Raw genomic sequence first — 17,703 nt, 5'->3', positions numbered from 1 at the left:
CCACAGCAATGTCCCGCTAAACCTTTGACGAAACGGGCGAACAATGGTTGATCTGAGCCTGGGACGCCAGGCTTGAGACACTCGACTTGGGCCAACACAACATCGCGGGAATGCGGGAGCGAGACATGAATGGTGCGGAAAGTCTGGTGCGGACATTGGTCGCGGGCGGCGTCGACGTCTGCTTCACCAACCCCGGCACCTCGGAGATGCATTTCGTCGCCGCGCTGGATAGGGTCGAGGGCATGCGCTGCGTGCTCGGCCTGTTCGAGGGCGTGGTGACGGGGGCGGCCGACGGTTATTTCCGTATCAAGGAAACACCCGCTTCGACGCTGCTGCATCTGGGCCCCGGTCTCGCCAACGGCCTTGCCAACCTGCACAACGCCAAGAAGGCGAATTCCGGCATCGTCAACATCGTCGGCCAGCACGCGACCTACCACATCGCCTATAACGCGCCGCTGACCTCCGACATCGAGGGCCTGGCGCGGCCGATGTCGGCCTGGGTCAGGACCTCGCCGGATGCCAAGTCGGTCGCCGCCGATGGCGCTGCCGCGATTGCCGCTGCCAAGAGCACGCCGCCGCAGATCGCGACCCTGATCCTGCCGGCCGACACCGCCTGGAACGAGGCCGACGGCATCGCGCAGGTCCCGGCGGAAAGCCAGCGGCCGAACTATTCGGCGCAGGCGGTGGAAGCGGCGGCCAAGGTGCTGCGCGAAGGTGGCACGCAGAACCTGTTGCTATTGACCGGCAGCGCGCTGACCGAGCATGGGCTGGCGCTGGCGCAGCAGATCGCCGGCAAGACCGGCTGCAAGGTGATGGGCCAGACCTACAATCCGAAGATGGCCCGCGGCAGAGGCCGCTTCCTGATCGATCGCATTCCTTACGTGATCGAGCAGGCGCTGCCGATCCTCAAGGACTTCAAGAACATCATGCTGGTCGAGGCCAACGACCCCGTCGCCTTCTTCGCCTACCCGAACAAGCCGAGCTTGTTGAAGCCGGAGGGTTGCGAGGTGCATCGCATGACCTCGGGCGGCGAGAATTCGGTGGCGGCGCTGGAGGCGCTCGCCGGCGCACTCGGGGCCAAGCCGCAGGACGTCAAGCCGCAGAAGCTCGTCGAGCTTGCGAAGCCGACCGGTGCGCTGACGTTTGCCTCGATCGCGCAGGCGATCGCGTGCGCAATTCCGGAGAACGCAATCGTGGTCGATGAATCCATCACCACCGGCCGCGGCTTCTTCCCGCCGACGGCGGCCGCAGCGCCCCATGACTGGCTGCAGAACATGGGCGGCTCGATCGGCTTCTCGCCGCCGGTTGCGACCGGCGCCGCGGTGGCCGCTCCCGATCGCAAGGTGATCTGCATGGTCGGTGACGGCTCTTCGATGTACACGATCCAGGCGCTGTGGACGCAGGCGCGCGAGAACCTCAACGTCGTCACCATCGTGTTCGCCAATCGCATCTATCAGATCCTGCGCGGCGAGTTCGATGGCGTCGGCGCCGGCGAGCCGGGCAAGCGGGCGCAGGACATGCTGAAGATCGACCGGCCGACCATCGACTTCGTCTCGCTCGCCAAGGGCATGGGCGTGCCGGGCCGCGCGGTCGCGACTGCTGAGGAGTTCAACAAGGCGCTCGCGGAGGCGATCGCCGAGCCGGGACCGAGGCTGATCGAGGTGCAGATGTAAGGGGGCTGCTCGCGATTTGCCCTATGCCGCGATATCCGGGAAGCAGAACTCGCAGATCAGCCCCTCCGGCTCCCACTGCCGGGTGATGGTGCCGCTCAACGTGCGAACCACGCCGTCGACGGCGCCGACGCCAAATCCGGTCCGCGTGGGCGCGGCCACCTTGGGACCGCCGCTCTCCTGCCAGCGCAGGGAAAGGTTGGCGTTATCGGTCCGCCAACTGACGGCGATCTTTCCCGAGGGGCTGGAGAGCGAGCCATATTTGGCGGCGTTGGTGGCGAGCTCATGCACGGAGACCGCGATCGCCTGCGCCAGCGTGGCCGTCAGCCTCAAATCGCCGCCGTCGATCGCGACCCGCCTCGAGTCGTGTACCGCATAGGGCTTGAGCTCCTGTTCGATGATCGCGCGGATGTTGGCGCCGGTCCAGCGTGAGACCGAGAACAGCCGCTGCACATTGGCGAGCACGCTGAGGCGCCCCTGGAAGGCCGCCTGGAACTCCTGCGCGGTATCGGCCTTGGTCAGGCGCAGGATCGCCTGGATCACCGCCAGCAGATTGTTGGCGCGATGATCGACCTCCCAGGCGAGCCGCATCATGCGCTCCTCGGCCTGCTTGCGCATGGTGGTATCGACCAGCATGTTGACGGCGCCGATCAGCCGCCCCTCAGCGTCGCGCAAGGGTGTAGGATAGGGCATGAAGCAGATGCGCGAGCCGTCGGGCCGCTCGGCGATTGCTTCCATGTTGCGGACCGGGCGGTTCTCACGAAGCGCGACCGCCATCGGACACTCCCCATGCGGAAGCGGCGTGCCGTCCGGGCGGAACAGCTTCCAGCTCACGCACCACATGTCGCCGATGGCAGGCACATGTCCGGCAAACTCGATGCAGGCCTCGTTGAAGAAGGTGATGCGGCCTTCCGCATCCGTCGTGTAGATCGCGGCGGGCAGCGCCTGAAGCACATCGCGAAACTGCTGCTCGTCGGTGTCGGCGCTGATGGCGGTGTGATGCGCCAGGATCTTTTCGATCTCTGCTTCTTCTTCCGAATCGTCAAAGAGGTTCAGCATCACACGTCCATGCCCGCAGGTCTTCAGCCGGTAATTCGACACCAAGGGAAATGTTCCTCCCGGTGCGTGCAGTGGCCTGCAAATTCAGTGGAAATCCGGACGGAAGGACGGTGAGCACAGCGACGAGGGCACATCAAAAAAGGCCGCCCCGAAGGACGGCCTTGATCCCCATGAATCCTGTCTTACTGATGCATCGTGTCTTCGCCGGATTTCTTCGACGACTTCTTCGCCACCTTCTTCGAGCTCTTCTTCGGCGCCATTTTCGACGCATCATCCTTGCTCGCATTGTCGCTCTGTGCCGCTTGGCCAGTCGCGCCGCCGGCCTTGTCGGTGGTCTGTGCTGAAGCGGCCGACGAAATGAACGCCAGTGCGGTGGCGGCGATAATCAGTCTACGCATAGGATGGTTCTCCCAAGTTGGCCCCCGGTCTTCAACGGAACCGCGATGCGTCCGGTTCCGTTGCCGCGATCAGCAGTCCGTGAGCGGCGCGTGAACTCGACGCTGGAAGGCGCGAGGCTGGAACCCGCGGTGCCTGCCGGACGTTCTGGCTCCGGCAGCCGGCCAGTCGATCACTCTTCTCGGTACCTCGCTGGAAGTGACGGCCGGCCGCAACGTCTTCCAGTCCGATCCGGGGACGCTGGTCAATGGTCCGTTTTCCAGCGTCGGCCCGCTGGTCGCGGGGGATCTGCGTCCCGGTGCCGATATTGTCCTGCAGGCCGGCGTTGGATCGAGCGGTCCGGACTACGCTGCTCTTGCAGCGCGCTATCTCGATCCGGCCAACCTCGCGCAGCCCGGTGTCCCTCTGGCCGATCAACCCGGCAAGGTCGCGAAGATCTACGAAGCCGAATTGAGCACATGGCTCAAGGGTCGGTTCGGCTTCCAGGGCACGGTCGAGCAGGCGATCGCTTTTTTCGATGCGCTTCCGGTCGAACAACGCGCGATCTTCCTGCGCCAGGTCCACTTCGCCGAGCTGCGCGAAGGCGGCCGCGAATACAACGATCCGAACAGCATGCGCTTCAACTCCTATCTGCGCGGCCGCGAGGCGATCGCCATGCTGTTCCCCGAGACGGACGCCAATGGCAATCCGACCGAGCGCAAGGGGGACATCACCATCTTCGGAGGGTCGAGTATCCGCACCAACTTCGGCGGCAACATCCAGATGCTCGCGCCGAACGGGCAGATCATCGTCGGCGTGGAAGGCACGGTGCCGCCGTCAAGTGCGGGTATCATCACGCAGGGTGAGGGCGACATTCAGATGTATTCCAAGGGCAGCGTGCTGCTCGGCCTGTCGCGCATCATGACCACCTTCGGCGGAGATATCTTGATCTGGTCGGCGGAAGGCGACATCAACGCCGGCCGCGGCGCAAAGAGCACGATCGTCTACACGCCGGCAAGGCGCGTCTATGACGATTATGGCGGCGTGACCCTGTCGCCGAATGTGCCGTCCTCAGGTGCGGGCATCGCGACCCTCAACCGATCCCGGGCATTCCTGCGGGCAATGTCGATCTGATCGCACCGCTCGGCACGATCGATGCGGGCGAGGCGGGCATCCGCTCCTCGGGTAACGTCAACCTCGCGGCGCTGCAGATCCTCAGCGCCGCCAATATCCAGGCGCAGGGCAATACGACCGGTGTGCCCACAATCCACGCCCCGAACATCGGCGGTCTCACCGAGGCGTCGAACACCGCCGGCGCCGCCCAACAGGTGGCGAAACCGGCCCAGACCGGAACCGCAGAACAGCCCTCGATCATCATCGTCGAATTCCTCGGCTTCGGCGGCGGTGATGGTGTTGCGCCGAATAGCAATGACGACGAGCGTTCGCGCAAAATGCAGGGGCGGCAGACATACAACACAAACGGAGCGGTGCAGGTCTTGGGTCACGGTGACTTGACCGATCAGGAGAAAGAGGTCCTGAATGATGAGGAGAAGCGGAAACTTTAGCGCCCACGGCGGCTGGCGCGATGGGCTGCTTGCGGCTACTTGGCTGGGTTCGTCATCGACATGGCTACCGGCCGTCCTTCGGGGTGGACACCTGAGCGATCGTCTCGTCGCTCAGGGGATGCAAATATGGTTCATTGCAGGGAGCAGTGGATTAAAACGGTTTTCAAACGGCTCTGACGAACCGGGATGTTTGGGTTCGACGAATTGCGAACGTCTATGCCGGCGCGCCACCATGCAGCTTTCCCCCATTCCGCTGCTAGACCAGCGGCACATCGCGTAGACTATCGCTTCTTCGGCTTGTCTACGCCGTTGGTGCTCTGCAACAGCAATCGTATGCGTACATCAGTTTCCTTGAAATTGTCTTCAGCCGCACGGGCGGCGGCCTTGGCGTCACGTCGTTCGATCGCCTCGATCAACCCGTCATGGAAATGCAGCATGCTCTTGAGCTGACCCTGTCCGAGGATCAGCGTGACGTTATTGGCAAAGGAGTCCTGCACGCTGAAAAAGGTTTCCAGGAAAAAACGATTATGCGCGGCCTTCACGATCGCGGCGTGGAAGAGGAAATCGAGCCGCGCAAACTCATCAGCACTGTCGCGCTTCACCGCGAGTTCGCAATCGCGCCACGCCGCCTTGATGTTTGCCAACTGTTCGGCGGTTCGGCGCTCTGCCGCCAGACGTGCTGAGGGAATCTCGATCGCGCGACGAAACTCATAGAGCTGCACCAAGGCTTCCGGGCTTTGTGGGTATTTAATCCTAGGCGGGGTCATCCGCTGTTCGATGACAAAGGTGCCCAGCCCACTGCGGGATTCGACAAGGCCGAGATGCTCAAGCACACGCAGCGCTTCGCGTACCGTGGAGCGGCCAACTCCCAGTTGCCGGCTAAGTTCCTGCTCGGAAGGAAGCTTGCTCCCGACGCTCCAGGCCTCGGTCAGCATCGTGCGTATCGCGGCGATGACTTCATCTACCAGCGACACTTTTGTCACGCGGGGAAGTGCTTTTTGAGTTTTCAAGTCCATCGCCCGCTACCTGCCCTCTGGTGCTCAATAAGACCTCTACAAAAGCGGACCGATCCTCGCAAGATAATCCGGCTACCTGATATCAGGTGACCTACTTGTCAGACAGCCTGATATGTGGTTTGGTTCCTGCCCATGACAGATCCAAGTCCGGCTCGAGAGCCATTCAGAAAAGATGAGGTTTGAAATGGCGAAAGAACTTTTCCAGGGAGTCCTTGCCTTTCCTGTCACTCCTTTCGACGAGTCAGGCGAACGTATCGATTTGCGCTCATACGAGCGGTTGCTGAACCACGTGATCGAGGGAGGCGTGCATGCCGTAATTCCTCTCGGCAGCACCGGTGAATTTGCCTATCTCAGCACTCCTGAACGCCAGCAACTCGCCGAGGCGACCGTGTCGATCACGAAAGGCCGCATCCCTGCGGTGATCGGAATCTCCGCTATCACCACGAAAGAGACGATCGGCCTGGCCGAGCATGCCGAGGCCAGTAGGGCTGACGGCGTGATGATCAGCATCCCAACGTACTATGCTTTGGGGGCCGACGAGGTCGTCGCACACGTGGAGAAGGTCGCTCGGTCCGTCAAGCTGCCGGTAATGCTGTATAACAACCCGTTCACGTCGCAGGTTGATCTGACCGGCGATACGATCGCTCGCATGGTCCACATCGAAAACCTTGTCGCGATCAAGGAAGCGACCATGGACGTGAACCGTATTTCGCTGCTGAAGTCTAGGTTCGGCAATCGCTTCGAGGTGCTTGGCGGCGGCTTTGATCCATATGCTTTTCCCGCCTTCTGCCTGGGTGTGCGCGGATGGACAACCGGCATGGCAAACATAGTGCCATCCCGCTGCGTAGCACTTCATCGCACAGTGGTCGTCGAATCGAACCTGGTCGAAGGCAGGAAGCAGCATGAGAAGCTGTTACCGTTGGCCAATCTCCTTGTCGAACTCGGCCTATCGAAGGCCGTCAAGGCCGCGCTCCACGTGCTGGGACTGAGTGTCGGACCGGCCAGAAATCCCCTAGGACGACTGTCGGTTGAAAACGAGAAGCGGCTGGCGGCGGTCCTTGTCGACCTCGGCGTTCTCTAGACGGTCCTCCATCGACGCTGTGGTCAAGGCGTCTGGCTGGAGAAAAGGGCTCGCCTTGCTCCACAGGTATCAAGGCAACATTGGCGGGTCGTTTCGTTGGCGCTCACGTTGGGCGGCTGCTTGCTGAGCCGCTGGAACGGCGCATTGAGTACCCAGGCCACACTTCGTCGACACTCGGCTGGAACGTCCAACCTTTTCAGCCCTGAGCCTTGATCAGCGCAGGCGTAGAGCATTGACGCAGTGGCGAGCTGATCCCGAGGCGTTCAGGAGAAACTCCAGTTCAGAGCATTGATTGAGGAGCACTAAGGACGTCACAAAAAGAAGCAGCTTAAAGGAGTCAGCGCATTTCCACAAATGGCGATCCGGCTTCCTTTGGGAGCGAGCATCCGACTTCGAAGCGTCAACAAAGCCAAGACCACAGTGCGGGCTTTTGATGGATGCGCCAAAACCAAAATCCAATGGGAGGATTGATATGTCGACAGTTACGATTGAAAGTGAGGTTGTGGACGGCGCCGACGCAACGAAGGCGCTTGCGTCGAGCTTAGCGGGGACTATCGTCGAATGGTATGAGTTTTTCGTCTATGGAATCGCGGCCGCTCTGGTTTTTGGACGGCTCTTCTTTCCTTCTTTTGATCCGCTTGTCGGCACGTTGCTGTCGCTGTCCACTTTCGCGGTTGCTTTTATTGCGCGCCCCATTGGGGCGGCCGTATTTGGTCATCTCGGGGATCGGATCGGGCGCAAGTCCTCCTTGATCATCACCTTGTCTTTGATGGGTGGCGCGACATTCCTGATCGGGCTCCTGCCGACTTATGATGCAATCGGGATCTGGGCACCGGTAACGCTCGTCGTTGTCCGCATTGTTCAAGGCTTTTCCTTGGGCGGAGAGTACAGCGGGGCCGTGCTGATCAGTGTGGAGCACGCCGGCCCCGGGCGACGCGGCCTGTTTGGGAGTATCGTCAACACGGGATCGGCATTCGGCCTCATTCTTGCGAATCTGGCCTTCTTGGCCCTGAGCGCTCTGGATGAGTCTCAGTTCCTGTCCTGGGGTTGGCGAATTCCATTTGTTCTGAGCGCAATTCTGGTTGTGGTTGGAATGGTGATCCGCGCGCGTGTCTCCGAGAGCCCTGACTTCGAAGAAGTTAAGAGCAGGGCGCACCTCGTGAAGACGCCCCTCCTGGAGACGTTTAAGGATTACAAGGGGCGGCTAATCCTTCTCGCATTGGCATACGTCGGTGCCGGTACGTTCTTTTATACGGCTTCTGTCTTTTCCCTCTCCTATGCCCAACATCTGGGCGTCCCGCGTGGAGAAATGCTCATCCTGGTGATGGGTGCCTTCCTTTTCCTTGCAGTAGCCATGGTGTTCTTCGGCTGGCTTTCTGACAGGATCAATCGCAAGATGATCTTCGTCGCAGGCGCAGCCGTCATGACCGTGGCGCCATTCATTTGGTTCTCGCTCCTGGAGACCAGGAGCTTCAGCCTGATGCTGCTCGGCTTCATCATCATGTTCGTTCCGTTTGCCGCAAACTACGGCGTGATGCCCACATTCTATACCGAGGTATTTCCGCTCAAGGTTCGCTATACCGGGATGGCCATCGGATACACCTTGGGCACGATCTTCGGCAGTGCGACGGCGCCTCTGATGGGGACCTACTTGTTGGGCGCAACGGGGAACTGGTACGCGATCGCGGCCTTCATGGGTGGGGCCTCCCTGATATCTGCGGTCGCGGGCACTCTCCTCTACGTCGTGCCAGAGGATCCCGATGCGGCAAATACTCTCAGCCGAGTGGGGCAGGAGCGCTAGTCGTATGGCGTCGTTGGTTCGAACACCGTGTCGGGGAAACGTGGGTCCGGATCCGCATGATGCGGCCCACGTCCATCGCGGCAACTGATCGTCCGCACCCTTCGAGCATCAGCGCCGGAAGGAGATCATTCCCGCGCCTGTAGCCGGCACGATGGGAAAGATTTTCCGGCCGGCCTGAGCGCTCTCCCATGATGTCGCTTGCGGCGGGAAGGCGTTTAACCTCCTTCGGAAGTCGATGAATCGAGTCGAAACTGGGACTGCTTCACTGGCGCGTGCCGACGGGCAGTTATTGCGTCTTGTGTTCCTCGAGCTTTATGACTCCGGTACCCAATGGCATGGGTACGGTCGCCGAGACTAACATGACCATTGAGGTGCCCCTCACCGGAGCCAGGCGAACTTCGATACCCTGGTTGGCGACCATGAATTTTGTCATCGACGAATTTGGGTCGTGACCCGCGAGAGGGACGAACCGCGCGGAGCATACGGCCGCGGGACCGGAATAGCCTCGGGTCTTGAGTTGCTCCGTCCTGAGGTAAGAGAGGGTTATATCCGCCCGGAAAACACCGTTGAACACGCGCAAGGTTCGGTTGCAGGAGGAGGGGCCCACTCCATCGTCACCGGGCGGAACAGTCAGTATGAGTGCGCTAACGGGATCGACCACATTTTGCTTGTATTCTTCCTTCAAAGGAACCAGTGCCGCGCTATCTTCGATCGGTGGATCAATCTCGGTGGTTTGCGCGTTGCCGCCCTTGAGCGACACCCGTATGCTTTGCGCTCTGCCGGTCCCGACTTGGCTGGTCGTGAAGTGCGAGGGAAGAAGGGCTCCTTCGCGGACAAGCCCATTCGCCTTCATGTTGATCTTATACGACATAGCGACTCTCGCGGCGCCCGTTAGCTGGGCATCAAGGTCAGCTTGGTAGGATGACGCGCCAATGTCGTTCGCCGTCTTAACCTCGCCGACCCGAACCCCCAGATAAGCCAGCGAATACCGCGCATAGACCGTCGCAGCCATGGCCGATTGAGGGATTGGCCCTGATACCGCAACGGCCATAAGCGCCGCGATCGTTCGCCTGGCTGGTTTCCCTGCCCAATCGATCATTGTTCGACCTCTTTCTGCGAGCGCGCCAGCGCCGCGTAGTAACTTGGTTCCTTGCCTCGGCCTTGCATTCAAAGTTCGTTCCGGTCGAAGGAGGCTGCCATCCGGATTCAACTTTGTCCGATCTGAGGCGCAAATAGCGCTAAGCCGGGCGCCACCAAGTGCCGAGAGTGGAGGTGTTGTGAATTCGCCTCGGCACGGCGGCAAGTTGGTGACCCGCGTCGCTCTCACAGCCGCGGGGGTCGACTGATCCACGATGGGCTCGAAGCAATCGCATGGCATTCCCCCGGAACAATAGACGGAATGATCGATCTATTATCGAGGACGAATTTTAGCGTCAAGAGAATTAGACCGGTCGCTCTATTTAAGGGGGCTGAGTCCAACTCGAAAGCGACTAAAGATATTGTGTACGCGCCAAATGGCCGCATAAAAGCTCAACCTCTGGGCTTGTTGTTGCACTGAGTGCGATATAAACTTTACACTTGGTGCAATTATTTAGCCGCTCCGCCGCGGGCCGGGGCGGAGGCAAGGAGCGCGGTGATGAAGCTCAACGTCAATGGAAACGACCGGAACTTCGACGGCGATGTCCGCATGCCGTTGCTCTGGGCCATCCGCGATCATCTCGGGTTGACCGGGACGAAGTACGGTTGCGGCGTCGCCCAATGCGGAGCCTGTACGGTTCATGCGGACGGGCAGGCTCTGCGTTCGTGCTCGATTTCCGTAGCCGACGCGCAAGGCATGAGGATCAGGACGATCGAGGGATTGGGTGCAGACCATCGCCTGCTTGCCGCTTGGGTCAAGCACGACGTTCCGCAATGCGGCTACTGCCAGTCCGGCCAGATCATGCAAGCCGCCGCGCTGCTTGAAGCGATCCCTAAGCCCACCGACGCCGACATCGATGGTGCCATGAGTGGAAACATCTGCCGATGTGGGACCTATCAGCGCATCAGAGCGGCGATCAAGGATGCGGCAGGAGTCGCGTGATGTCCGAACGTAAATCCGAAGAACGGTCGTCGCGATCGCCCGTGCTCACCCGCCGGCGTCTGGTCTTGGGCGGCAGCCTGCTGGGCGGGGCGCTAGTGGTCGGTTACACGGCAAGAAACATAGGAGCCGTCGCGTCTGGCGCGCTGAGCATCGGCGCGCAAAGCCCGGATCCAAGCGCGTTCGGGCCGTTCATCAAGATCGACGAAGCGGGCTGGGTTACCGTCGTCAACAAGCATCAGGAGATGGGGCAGGGCACCCACGCGGGGCTCGCGGCAATCGTCGCGGAAGAGCTTGACGCGGATTGGGAAAAAGTCAGGCTCGAGTCGTCCCCCGCAAATGCCGCCATCTACAAGAACACGGTGATGGGAATCCAGGCTACCGCGGGCTCGAGCGCCATCGCAGGCTCGTGGGACCAGCTTCGCCACGCCGGTGCCGCCGCGCGCGCGATGTTCGTGCAGGCTGCTGCCGGAAAGTGGGGCGTACCCGTCGCCTCGATCAACGTACGAAGCGGCGTCGTATATCACGCCGGTTCGGACCGTCAGGAAACTTTCGTTGAGTTGCTCGCTGACGCGGCGAAGGTCACGCCGCCGGCGAATCCGACGCTCAAGGATCCCAAGGACTACAAATTGATCGGAACGGATCTTGTGCGCCGCAAGGATAGCCAATCCAAGAGCAACGGTACTGCGCGTTACACGCAGGACGTCCAGCTTCCGCGCATGCTCACGGCAATGGTTGCCCACCCTCCCCGTTTCGGAGGCAAGCTCGCCAGCTTCGACGCCGGCGCGGCCCGAAGAATACCCGGCGTGGTGGACGTGTTCGAGATCGGGAGCGGCGTGGCGGTGGTTGCGGAAGACACCTGGTCCGCGCGCCGCGGGCGCGACGCGCTCAAGATCACTTGGGACGACACGAAGGCCGAGACGCGTTCATCGCACGAACTGCGGGCTCTCTACCGCGATATCGCCAACGGCAAAACCGATGTGACCGGCGCGGCGTTCCATACCGTCGGCAATGTCGAGCGGGCCTTCGATGGAGAACTTTTCGAGGCGTCGTTCGACTTCCCGTATCTCGCACATGCTGCGATGGAGCCGATGAACTGCGTCGCGCGGGTCGACGGGCGCAAGGTGAAGCTGATGTTCGCGTCGCAGCTGCAGACCATGGACCAGATTAATGCCGCGCTGACGGCGATCTCGCTGCCCGGCATGGTCGAGATCGAAACGTTGCCGGCGGGCGGATCGTTTGGACGCCGGGGCATCATGACATCCGACTACGTTGTCGAATGCGTCAACATCGCCCGTCACGTGGGTGGCGGCAGGCCGGTCAAGCTCGTCTGGACGCGAGAAGACGACATGACTTCAGGATACTACCGGCCGATGGTTCACCACAGGATTTCCATCAAGTGCGGCGACGCAGGCCTTCCGGCTGCCTGGCGCCATCACGCCGTGGCGCAGGCGCTGATTCCGTTCGGCGCCAACGAAATCGCTGTCGAGGGCATCAAGAATTCGCCGTACCTTGCCGTCGCGGCCGTGGTCGATGGCAAGGTTTTCACGCCGAAGCTCGCCGTGCCTCCAGCATTCTGGCGCTCGGTCGGCAACTCTCACACGGCCATGGTCCTCGAACATACAGTCGACCAGCTCGCGCGTCGGGCCAAACGCGATCCGGCCGAGTACCGCCGCGCAATCTATGCGAAGGCAGGCGATGTCCGTCGGCTCGCCGTATTGGAGCTCGTCTGCAAGAAGGCAGGTTGGGCCGGCCCGATCGAAGCCGGGTGGGCACGCGGGCTCGCCGTTCACGAATGCTTCGGTACCGTCGTCGCCCAGGTGGCCGAAGTATCCATGCGCGGAGGAATCCCGAAAGTGCGCCGCGTGGTCTGCGCGGTTGATTGCGGCGTCGCCGTAGCTCCGAACCAGATTGCCGCGCAGATGGAGGGTGGGGTCTGCTTCGGACTAAGTGCCGCGCTCTACGGCCGCATAACGCTTGATCGCGGCGTTCCGCAGGAAACGAACTTCGACGGTTACAGGGTTCTTCGCATGGACGAGGCGCCTTCCGTCGAAACCTACATCGTGCCTTCGCGGAGGAACCCGACGGGTGTGGGCGAACCCGGTGTGCCATTGATCGCTCCCGCCGTGGCCAACGCGATTCTGAGCCTCACCGGAAGGGCGACGACCGGTCTTCCGTTCGTCACGTGATCTTGGGAGCGAAATCGTCCCTCAGCAATACCTTTGAACCGAACGTCTGCCTCGAACCGCTTCGTCGAGAGCCACACATCTCGCACGATTTCCTCTCATTTATCGAAGGAGAGTTGCCATGAAGTTCGACCGTCGGAGTCTCATTCGTTGCCTTGCGGCGGCTGTCCTCAATCTTCAGTCGATCGCAGTTGCGCACGGGGAATCGTCAGCGACCCGCGGGGACCATCAGTCGGTTTCCCTCGAATCGGAGGGCGACATCCGCGGGGTCCTGGTGACGATGGTGCGCTCGTGACGGCCGGTCGTCTTCAGCGGGGCCACCTCCGGGGTACGTTGCGGACCGGCTTGGTGGCCGCTGCGGACCACATCGAAGCACAGACGAACCTCGGCCCGATGAAGACAGCTTCGATCGACTTGGCGCTTAACCTGCTGGATGCCGATAGCGTCTCCGGCAAGTTGGATGATCTAAAGAATAGATTTCCCATTGTCGTGACCCTCCTCGAGAGGCACGGGGCACCCTTGCCGACGTTGCGTCAGTTCGGATCGATGTGCCGTAGGGCAGAGAACTACGAACTAGCCATGGAGGCGTTCGTCGCGGCCCTTTCCCTGGCGCCGACCGACGTCCGGCTGTGGCGCGACCTTTCGAGCATCTACGAATGCCTCTCCCGCGACGAGCTGGCCGAGACCTGCCTGCGCAAAGCGTTGGAGCTGGAGATCGTCCACGCCGACACCTGGCTCCGACTGGCGATTCTCACCGGCAGGAGAGAGGCGACGCCGAAGAGTCGGAAAAAGCTTTCCTCTCCGCGCTCGCTCTCGATCCGAGCCTTGCGGAAGCCAGCTTCGGCTTGGGCGCGCTCTATCTGAAGGTTGGTCGCTACGAAGACGCGGCCGAGCACTTCCGCAACGGAATCGAGCACGGGGACGCGAGCGGATACGTCGGCCTGGGGCGTGCCACCTACATGCTCGCGGAATTTACGAAATGCGCCGAAGCCTTCGAGAAGGCGGCGGCATTCGGTCCGCTCGACGCGGACGACTTCCGGCAATACGCCCGGGCGCGGAGCTATGCCGCGTTCTCGTCGGCAATGCCGAGCAAGGCGTGACCGCCTGTACGACCTTGGCAGGCGTCGTCGTGGAACGAATCGAGGATACTAACACTGCGAGCCACCGCGAACCCGGATGCAACGGCCGCCCAAATCGCCGGGGCTGCCGAGCGCTCAAAAGCCTCGTCGGCGTCTTGAGATACTGATTGCGTCCGCTGCAAAGCAGCGCTGTGACTCCAGTGGATTGACGTTCGGCGAGAAGGCGAATTTGCCCGGACTCCCGCACTCGCTTCGCAAGGTCGTGCATACAGACTCTGCTATTGTCCGCGGCTTGCTCTTCGCATCCTGACGGCCTATCCCAGCAGCGAAGACCGGCCGTTGTCTGAAGAAGGAAACCATGCGCTCTTGACCTTACTGGACAGAGAATCGCACTATGCGCAAGAATCCATTATTGCACTCGATGAAGGTCACCAAGGGCTGAAATTCATGCGACAATAGGTCATGAAGAACACATCTCCGAAGGAAGAGGGGGTTCGCGAACGCAAAAGGCGCGAAACCCTGCAACGCATAGCCGAAACGGGTCTGCAACTGTTTGTGAAGCACGGCTACGACGCGACCACTCTCGAGACAATCGCGGAAGCTTCGGGAATTTCGCGAAGGACCTTCTTCTACTACTTCAAGTCCAAGGAGGAGATTGTGCTCGCTTGGCAGCGGGGACTGGCGGAGGCGCTCAGGAGCGTGGTTTTGGAACAGTCCACCAAGCAGCCCCCGCTTGAAGCAGTGAAGAATGCTCTATTGAAACTCACGGCGCGTTATCACTCCGACAAGAGCATCATGATCGACAAGCTGATGCGCTCGAACGAAGCATTGGCGGCCCGGACCCACGCCAAATATGTCGAGAGCGAGCAGGCCGTATTCGAGGCGCTCTGCATTATGTGGCCGGAACCGAAGCGACAGAAGGCGCTGCGCGCGGTCGCCATGATGTCGATCGGCGCGATGCGTCTGGCGCTCGAAGCGTGGGGCGCCGAGGAGGGAAAACGCCCTCTCTCGGCCTATCTCCGCGATTCGTTCGCGAACTTGAAGGCCGAGCTCTAAGCTTCCGCGCTGAGAGGTCGGCTCTTCCGATGATGCTATTCCGAGCCCGAGGCGGGAATGCCGCCAGGTACCGGGATCTTTCGTCGTCCGGCGCCGCTGTCAGGATTTCGAGCCCGACGCCGCCGACGCCCTTCTGAAAACGACAGTTCTGCCGAGAAGCGAAACTCCCACGTAGCCGCGCAGCCGGAGTTCGCCTTCGGCGACTTCCGCGTCGCAGTTGTAACTTTGTCCCGAACGGCCGTCATACAGCGTACCTCCGGTATACTTCCCGTCCTTCCACGTAAGTCCCTTGATCAACACAATTCCCTTCAGAGATCTCGACCGTAGCGACGGATCGGGATTGTGGGCGTCGAGCTTGAACGTCTTACCGTCGGCCTCGACGACTTTGTCGCCCCAGAGCAGGCGCGCATTGTATTCCGGGCCGGCATTGAACATGTCGATCTTGAGGTTGTCGGATTCCCATATGCCGACGATATCATCGGGCTTCTTGCTTTGGGCCAAGGCACCGGTGGTGCCCGCGATGAGCATCAAGACGATTCCGGCTGCGGCTAACGCTTTCCAACTCGGCATTGCAGATCCTTTCGAAAAACTCGCACTGGGTGTAGTTAATGTATTACACTGAGTGTAATTATTCAAGCGCCCCTCGGGGTGAGCAGTTGCGCGGCCGCTCTCCGGATATTAAATAGATCGAGTGATCGATCTAATATAGGCAGCAGTTCAAAAAGGAATCGATATGGCAAAGTGGACTACGGCCGACATGCCATCACTGCATGGCCGATCCGTCATCGTAACCGGCACGGGAGGGCTCGGCTTCGAAGACGCTCTGGCGCTTGCTTGCGCCGGTGCGGAGGTCATCGTGGCCGGGCGCAACCCTGCCAAGGGTGCGGAGGCATTGGCCCGCATCCGCGAGGCAGTGCCGCAGGCGAATGCTGGCTTCGAGGAGTTAGACCTTGCGAGTCTGGCCTCGATCGCCGCCTTTAGCGAGCGGCTGCGCGGCACGCGTGCCAGCCTCGACGTGCTCATCAACAACGCCGGGGTGATGGTCCCGCCGGTTCGGCGCGTGACCTCGGACGGGTTCGAGCTTCAATTCGGGACCAACTATCTCGGCCACTTCGCGCTCACGGCCGGACTGATGCCGTTGCTTCGCAAGGGCCGCGACCCGCGCGTGGTGACGATATCCAGTGTCGCGGCGCGCAATGGCAAGATCGACTTCGACAACCTCCAGGGGGAGCGCGATTACAAGCCGATGGCGATCTACAGCCAGTCGAAGCTGGCCGACTTGATGTTCGCGCTTGAGCTTCAGCGCCGCAGTGATCGCGGCCGCTGGGGTGTCGCCAGCCTCGCGGCCCATCCCGGCGTCTCGCGCACCGATTTGCTGCCCAATGGCGCCGGGCGAAGCAGCATCGTCGGTCTTACGCGGCGGCTTTTCTGGTTCATGTTCCAGCCGGCTGCGCAAGGCGCGCTGCCGACCCTCTTCGCCGCCACCTCGCCCGACGCGCGTCCCGGCACGTACTATGGGCCCGACAAGATGAACGAGATGCGTGGACACCCGGCGGAGGCGAAGCTGCCGCCCCAGGCCAAGGACGCCGAAGTCGCCTTCCGCCTGTGGGAAGTCTCCGAACGGCTCTGCCGCGTCCAGTTCGGGTAGGCCGCGCCATGAGCAAAATGCGTTCCCGCCTCGCTCTAGGCGGCGCGATCCTGACGGCTGGGCTCGCCGGCTGCGGCGAGCGACTTGTCGACGTCAGTCCGTCATTGTCACCGGTGCAGCGTGACGAGGTGCAACGCCAAGCGATCCGGCCGCCGATCGAGCGTGACGCGGACTTCGAGACGGTCGCTGTCGATCCGTTCGATGAAGCGGTGTCCCGACGATCGTGAGTGAACTCGCAACCTTCGTGCCGCACCCCGCAAGTCCAATAGGTCACTGATCGGTGTTCGCCGAATCAGCCTTTGCCGGAATGGGGGGCAAGACCTTTTTTGCGGGTACGTCGTGGCGTACCAGTCTCGGCCCGATCATGGACGCGAGCGGAAAGGTGGTGTTGATTTCGTTGCCTTTTGCGTCGGTGAACGCAGAAGTCCCGTCAATATCGACTTGAATGTGTCTTGAACCTTTTTAACGTCGGATCGCGACGCGCGAAGGGTCATCGCTTTCGCTGCGTCAACAAGGCCGATTACCGCCGTCGCCCCAGCCTCCGGATCCAATTTGGGATCGATTTCGCCTCGCCTTTGTCCGTGACGTAGGACTTCCGCCATCACGCCACGCCTGCTTAGGTCGTATGTCCGCAATATCTTCGCTATTTCGGGGTTGCGCGCACTCTCGGCGAAGACTTCGAACAGAAGCGCGAGTTTGGCCGGTTGGCTCCCTTTCGCCTGTATGTCCATTTCGGAAAGAATCGCATTGATTACCGAGCGATCTCCGCCAACTGCTGCTCTAAAGCGTTCCGCTGCCGTCTGAAGGTATGCCTCTGACAGTGCTCCGATGATCGCTTCCTTGCTCTCGAAATAATGATAGAGGTGCCCAGGGCTGATCTTTGCTTCGGAGCATATTTGGGCCGTGGAGGCTCCCTTGAGTCCGCTCCGCAAAAAGCAGCGCATCGCCGCCGTCAAAATTTCCTGACGCTTATTTTCGTGCTTCACCGGGTCGAGTTTCCGCATAAGTGCCCTATAAGCCGAAGTAATCGCTGTTACAAACGAATTAGAGCGATCAGAACTATTGGAAGATCGAGCTGCTGCCCGGTTTG

15 protein-coding genes and 3 pseudogenes are annotated in these 17,703 nt (G+C 61.1%); 12 read left to right on the top strand and 6 right to left on the bottom strand.

The features are described from left to right. Nucleotides 1-125 precede the first annotated feature (125 nt). Nucleotides 126-1,673 (top strand): acetolactate synthase large subunit, encoded by a 1,548-nt coding sequence (locus CWO89_RS07980; protein ID WP_130578082.1) that lies wholly within the window; start codon nucleotides 126-128, stop codon nucleotides 1,671-1,673. A 21-nt stretch (nucleotides 1,674-1,694) separates the two neighbouring features. Here CWO89_RS07980 and CWO89_RS07975 read toward each other — a convergent pair. Together CWO89_RS07975 and CWO89_RS07970 are read right to left on the bottom strand one after the other, a co-directional pair. Then, nucleotides 1,695-2,642, bottom strand: a pseudogene (locus tag CWO89_RS07975) (HWE histidine kinase domain-containing protein); the annotation flags it as partial. Nucleotides 2,643-2,911: 269 nt separating this feature from the next. Further along, nucleotides 2,912-3,127 (bottom strand): hypothetical protein, encoded by a 216-nt coding sequence (locus tag CWO89_RS07970; protein WP_130578080.1) that lies wholly within the window; start codon nucleotides 3,125-3,127, stop codon nucleotides 2,912-2,914. Between the two features lie 610 nt (nucleotides 3,128-3,737). Between CWO89_RS07970 and CWO89_RS49435 the strand changes: the two are divergent. Further along, nucleotides 3,738-4,309, top strand: a pseudogene (locus tag CWO89_RS49435) (filamentous hemagglutinin family protein); the annotation flags it as partial. 51 nt (nucleotides 4,310-4,360) lie between these two features. Beyond that, nucleotides 4,361-4,669 carry a hypothetical protein gene (locus tag CWO89_RS47680; RefSeq protein ID WP_245475809.1) on the top strand — a complete coding sequence of 103 codons (309 nt, stop codon included), beginning with the start codon at nucleotides 4,361-4,363 and terminating at the stop codon, nucleotides 4,667-4,669. Between the two features lie 281 nt (nucleotides 4,670-4,950). On the opposite strand, the gene CWO89_RS07960 is transcribed toward CWO89_RS47680, so the two are convergent. After that, on the bottom strand, nucleotides 4,951-5,685 hold the full coding sequence (locus tag CWO89_RS07960) for a FadR/GntR family transcriptional regulator (RefSeq protein ID WP_130578079.1): 735 nt from the start codon (nucleotides 5,683-5,685) through the stop codon (nucleotides 4,951-4,953). Between the two features lie 184 nt (nucleotides 5,686-5,869). Here CWO89_RS07960 and CWO89_RS07955 point away from each other — a divergent pair, with 184 nt between their 5' ends. Together CWO89_RS07955 and CWO89_RS07950 are read left to right on the top strand one after the other, a co-directional pair. After that, complete coding sequence (locus CWO89_RS07955; RefSeq protein ID WP_165421050.1) at nucleotides 5,870-6,766, top strand: dihydrodipicolinate synthase family protein; 897 nt, start codon at nucleotides 5,870-5,872, stop codon at nucleotides 6,764-6,766. A gap of 472 nt (nucleotides 6,767-7,238) precedes the next feature. Further along, nucleotides 7,239-8,567, top strand: a complete 1,329-nt coding sequence (locus tag CWO89_RS07950) for an MFS transporter (RefSeq protein ID WP_130578077.1) — start codon at nucleotides 7,239-7,241, stop codon at nucleotides 8,565-8,567. Nucleotides 8,568-8,853: 286 nt separating this feature from the next. Here the strand turns inward: CWO89_RS07950 and CWO89_RS07945 are convergent, their stop codons facing one another. Further along, nucleotides 8,854-9,666 (bottom strand): DUF3108 domain-containing protein, encoded by an 813-nt coding sequence (locus CWO89_RS07945; protein ID WP_165421049.1) that lies wholly within the window; start codon nucleotides 9,664-9,666, stop codon nucleotides 8,854-8,856. Nucleotides 9,667-10,200: 534 nt separating this feature from the next. Between CWO89_RS07945 and CWO89_RS07940 the strand changes: the two genes are divergently transcribed. The 5 genes and pseudogenes from CWO89_RS07940 (at nucleotide 10,201) to CWO89_RS07925 (ending at nucleotide 14,965) form a co-directional block, all read left to right on the top strand. After that, a complete protein-coding gene (locus tag CWO89_RS07940; RefSeq protein ID WP_282528112.1) occupies nucleotides 10,201-10,647 on the top strand; it encodes a (2Fe-2S)-binding protein in 447 nt (148 codons plus the stop codon). Further along, nucleotides 10,647-12,833, top strand: coding sequence for a xanthine dehydrogenase family protein molybdopterin-binding subunit (locus CWO89_RS07935; RefSeq protein ID WP_130578074.1), 2,187 nt, complete (start codon nucleotides 10,647-10,649; stop codon nucleotides 12,831-12,833). Before CWO89_RS07940 ends, CWO89_RS07935 begins: the two co-directional genes overlap by 1 nt. 653 nt (nucleotides 12,834-13,486) lie before the next feature. Beyond that, nucleotides 13,487-13,672 (top strand): annotated as a pseudogene (locus CWO89_RS49430) (hypothetical protein); the annotation flags it as partial. Nucleotides 13,673-13,675: 3 nt separating this feature from the next. Continuing rightward, complete coding sequence (locus tag CWO89_RS47670) at nucleotides 13,676-13,930, top strand: hypothetical protein (protein WP_245475807.1); 255 nt, start codon at nucleotides 13,676-13,678, stop codon at nucleotides 13,928-13,930. A 441-nt stretch (nucleotides 13,931-14,371) separates the two neighbouring features. Further along, a complete protein-coding gene (locus CWO89_RS07925; protein ID WP_130578072.1) occupies nucleotides 14,372-14,965 on the top strand; it encodes a TetR/AcrR family transcriptional regulator in 594 nt (197 codons plus the stop codon). 99 nt (nucleotides 14,966-15,064) lie between these two features. Here the strand turns inward: CWO89_RS07925 and CWO89_RS07920 are convergent, their stop codons facing one another. Continuing rightward, the gene (locus CWO89_RS07920; RefSeq protein ID WP_130578071.1) at nucleotides 15,065-15,493 is read right to left on the bottom strand and encodes a DUF2147 domain-containing protein; all 429 of its coding nucleotides are present in this window, start codon (nucleotides 15,491-15,493) and stop codon (nucleotides 15,065-15,067) included. A 205-nt stretch (nucleotides 15,494-15,698) separates the two neighbouring features. On the opposite strand from CWO89_RS07920, the gene CWO89_RS07915 reads away from it, so the two are divergent. After that, the gene (locus tag CWO89_RS07915) at nucleotides 15,699-16,613 is read left to right on the top strand and encodes an SDR family oxidoreductase (RefSeq protein ID WP_130578070.1); all 915 of its coding nucleotides are present in this window, start codon (nucleotides 15,699-15,701) and stop codon (nucleotides 16,611-16,613) included. 8 nt (nucleotides 16,614-16,621) lie between these two features. Then, the gene (locus CWO89_RS07910; protein ID WP_130578069.1) at nucleotides 16,622-16,840 is read left to right on the top strand and encodes a hypothetical protein; all 219 of its coding nucleotides are present in this window, start codon (nucleotides 16,622-16,624) and stop codon (nucleotides 16,838-16,840) included. A gap of 135 nt (nucleotides 16,841-16,975) precedes the next feature. Here CWO89_RS07910 and CWO89_RS07905 read toward each other — a convergent pair whose 3' ends face one another. Next, a complete protein-coding gene (locus CWO89_RS07905; protein WP_165421048.1) occupies nucleotides 16,976-17,599 on the bottom strand; it encodes a TetR/AcrR family transcriptional regulator in 624 nt (207 codons plus the stop codon). Nucleotides 17,600-17,703: the final 104 nt, after the last annotated feature.

Source organism: Bradyrhizobium sp. Leo170, from assembly GCF_004296405.1.
Lineage (GTDB): Bacteria > Pseudomonadota > Alphaproteobacteria > Rhizobiales > Xanthobacteraceae > Bradyrhizobium.
The sequence above is the reverse complement of the archived record's forward strand: the minus strand, read 5'-3'. Positions and strand labels throughout refer to the sequence as shown.

What these genes read in the sequence shown, in the direction of transcription:
- CWO89_RS07980 (WP_130578082.1), top strand. Translation starts at nt 126, where the DNA reads ATGAATGGTGCGGAAAGTCTGGTGCGGACATTGGTCGCGGGCGGCGTC.
- CWO89_RS07970 (WP_130578080.1), bottom strand. Translation starts at nt 3,127, where the DNA reads ATGCGTAGACTGATTATCGCCGCCACCGCACTGGCGTTCATTTCGTCG.
- CWO89_RS07960 (WP_130578079.1), bottom strand. Translation starts at nt 5,685, where the DNA reads ATGGACTTGAAAACTCAAAAAGCACTTCCCCGCGTGACAAAAGTGTCG.
- CWO89_RS07955 (WP_165421050.1), top strand. Translation starts at nt 5,870, where the DNA reads ATGGCGAAAGAACTTTTCCAGGGAGTCCTTGCCTTTCCTGTCACTCCT.
- CWO89_RS07950 (WP_130578077.1), top strand. Translation starts at nt 7,239, where the DNA reads ATGTCGACAGTTACGATTGAAAGTGAGGTTGTGGACGGCGCCGACGCA.
- CWO89_RS07945 (WP_165421049.1), bottom strand. Translation starts at nt 9,666, where the DNA reads ATGATCGATTGGGCAGGGAAACCAGCCAGGCGAACGATCGCGGCGCTT.
- CWO89_RS07935 (WP_130578074.1), top strand. Translation starts at nt 10,647, where the DNA reads ATGTCCGAACGTAAATCCGAAGAACGGTCGTCGCGATCGCCCGTGCTC.
- CWO89_RS07925 (WP_130578072.1), top strand. Translation starts at nt 14,372, where the DNA reads ATGAAGAACACATCTCCGAAGGAAGAGGGGGTTCGCGAACGCAAAAGG.
- CWO89_RS07920 (WP_130578071.1), bottom strand. Translation starts at nt 15,493, where the DNA reads ATGCTCATCGCGGGCACCACCGGTGCCTTGGCCCAAAGCAAGAAGCCC.
- CWO89_RS07915 (WP_130578070.1), top strand. Translation starts at nt 15,699, where the DNA reads ATGGCAAAGTGGACTACGGCCGACATGCCATCACTGCATGGCCGATCC.
- CWO89_RS07910 (WP_130578069.1), top strand. Translation starts at nt 16,622, where the DNA reads ATGAGCAAAATGCGTTCCCGCCTCGCTCTAGGCGGCGCGATCCTGACG.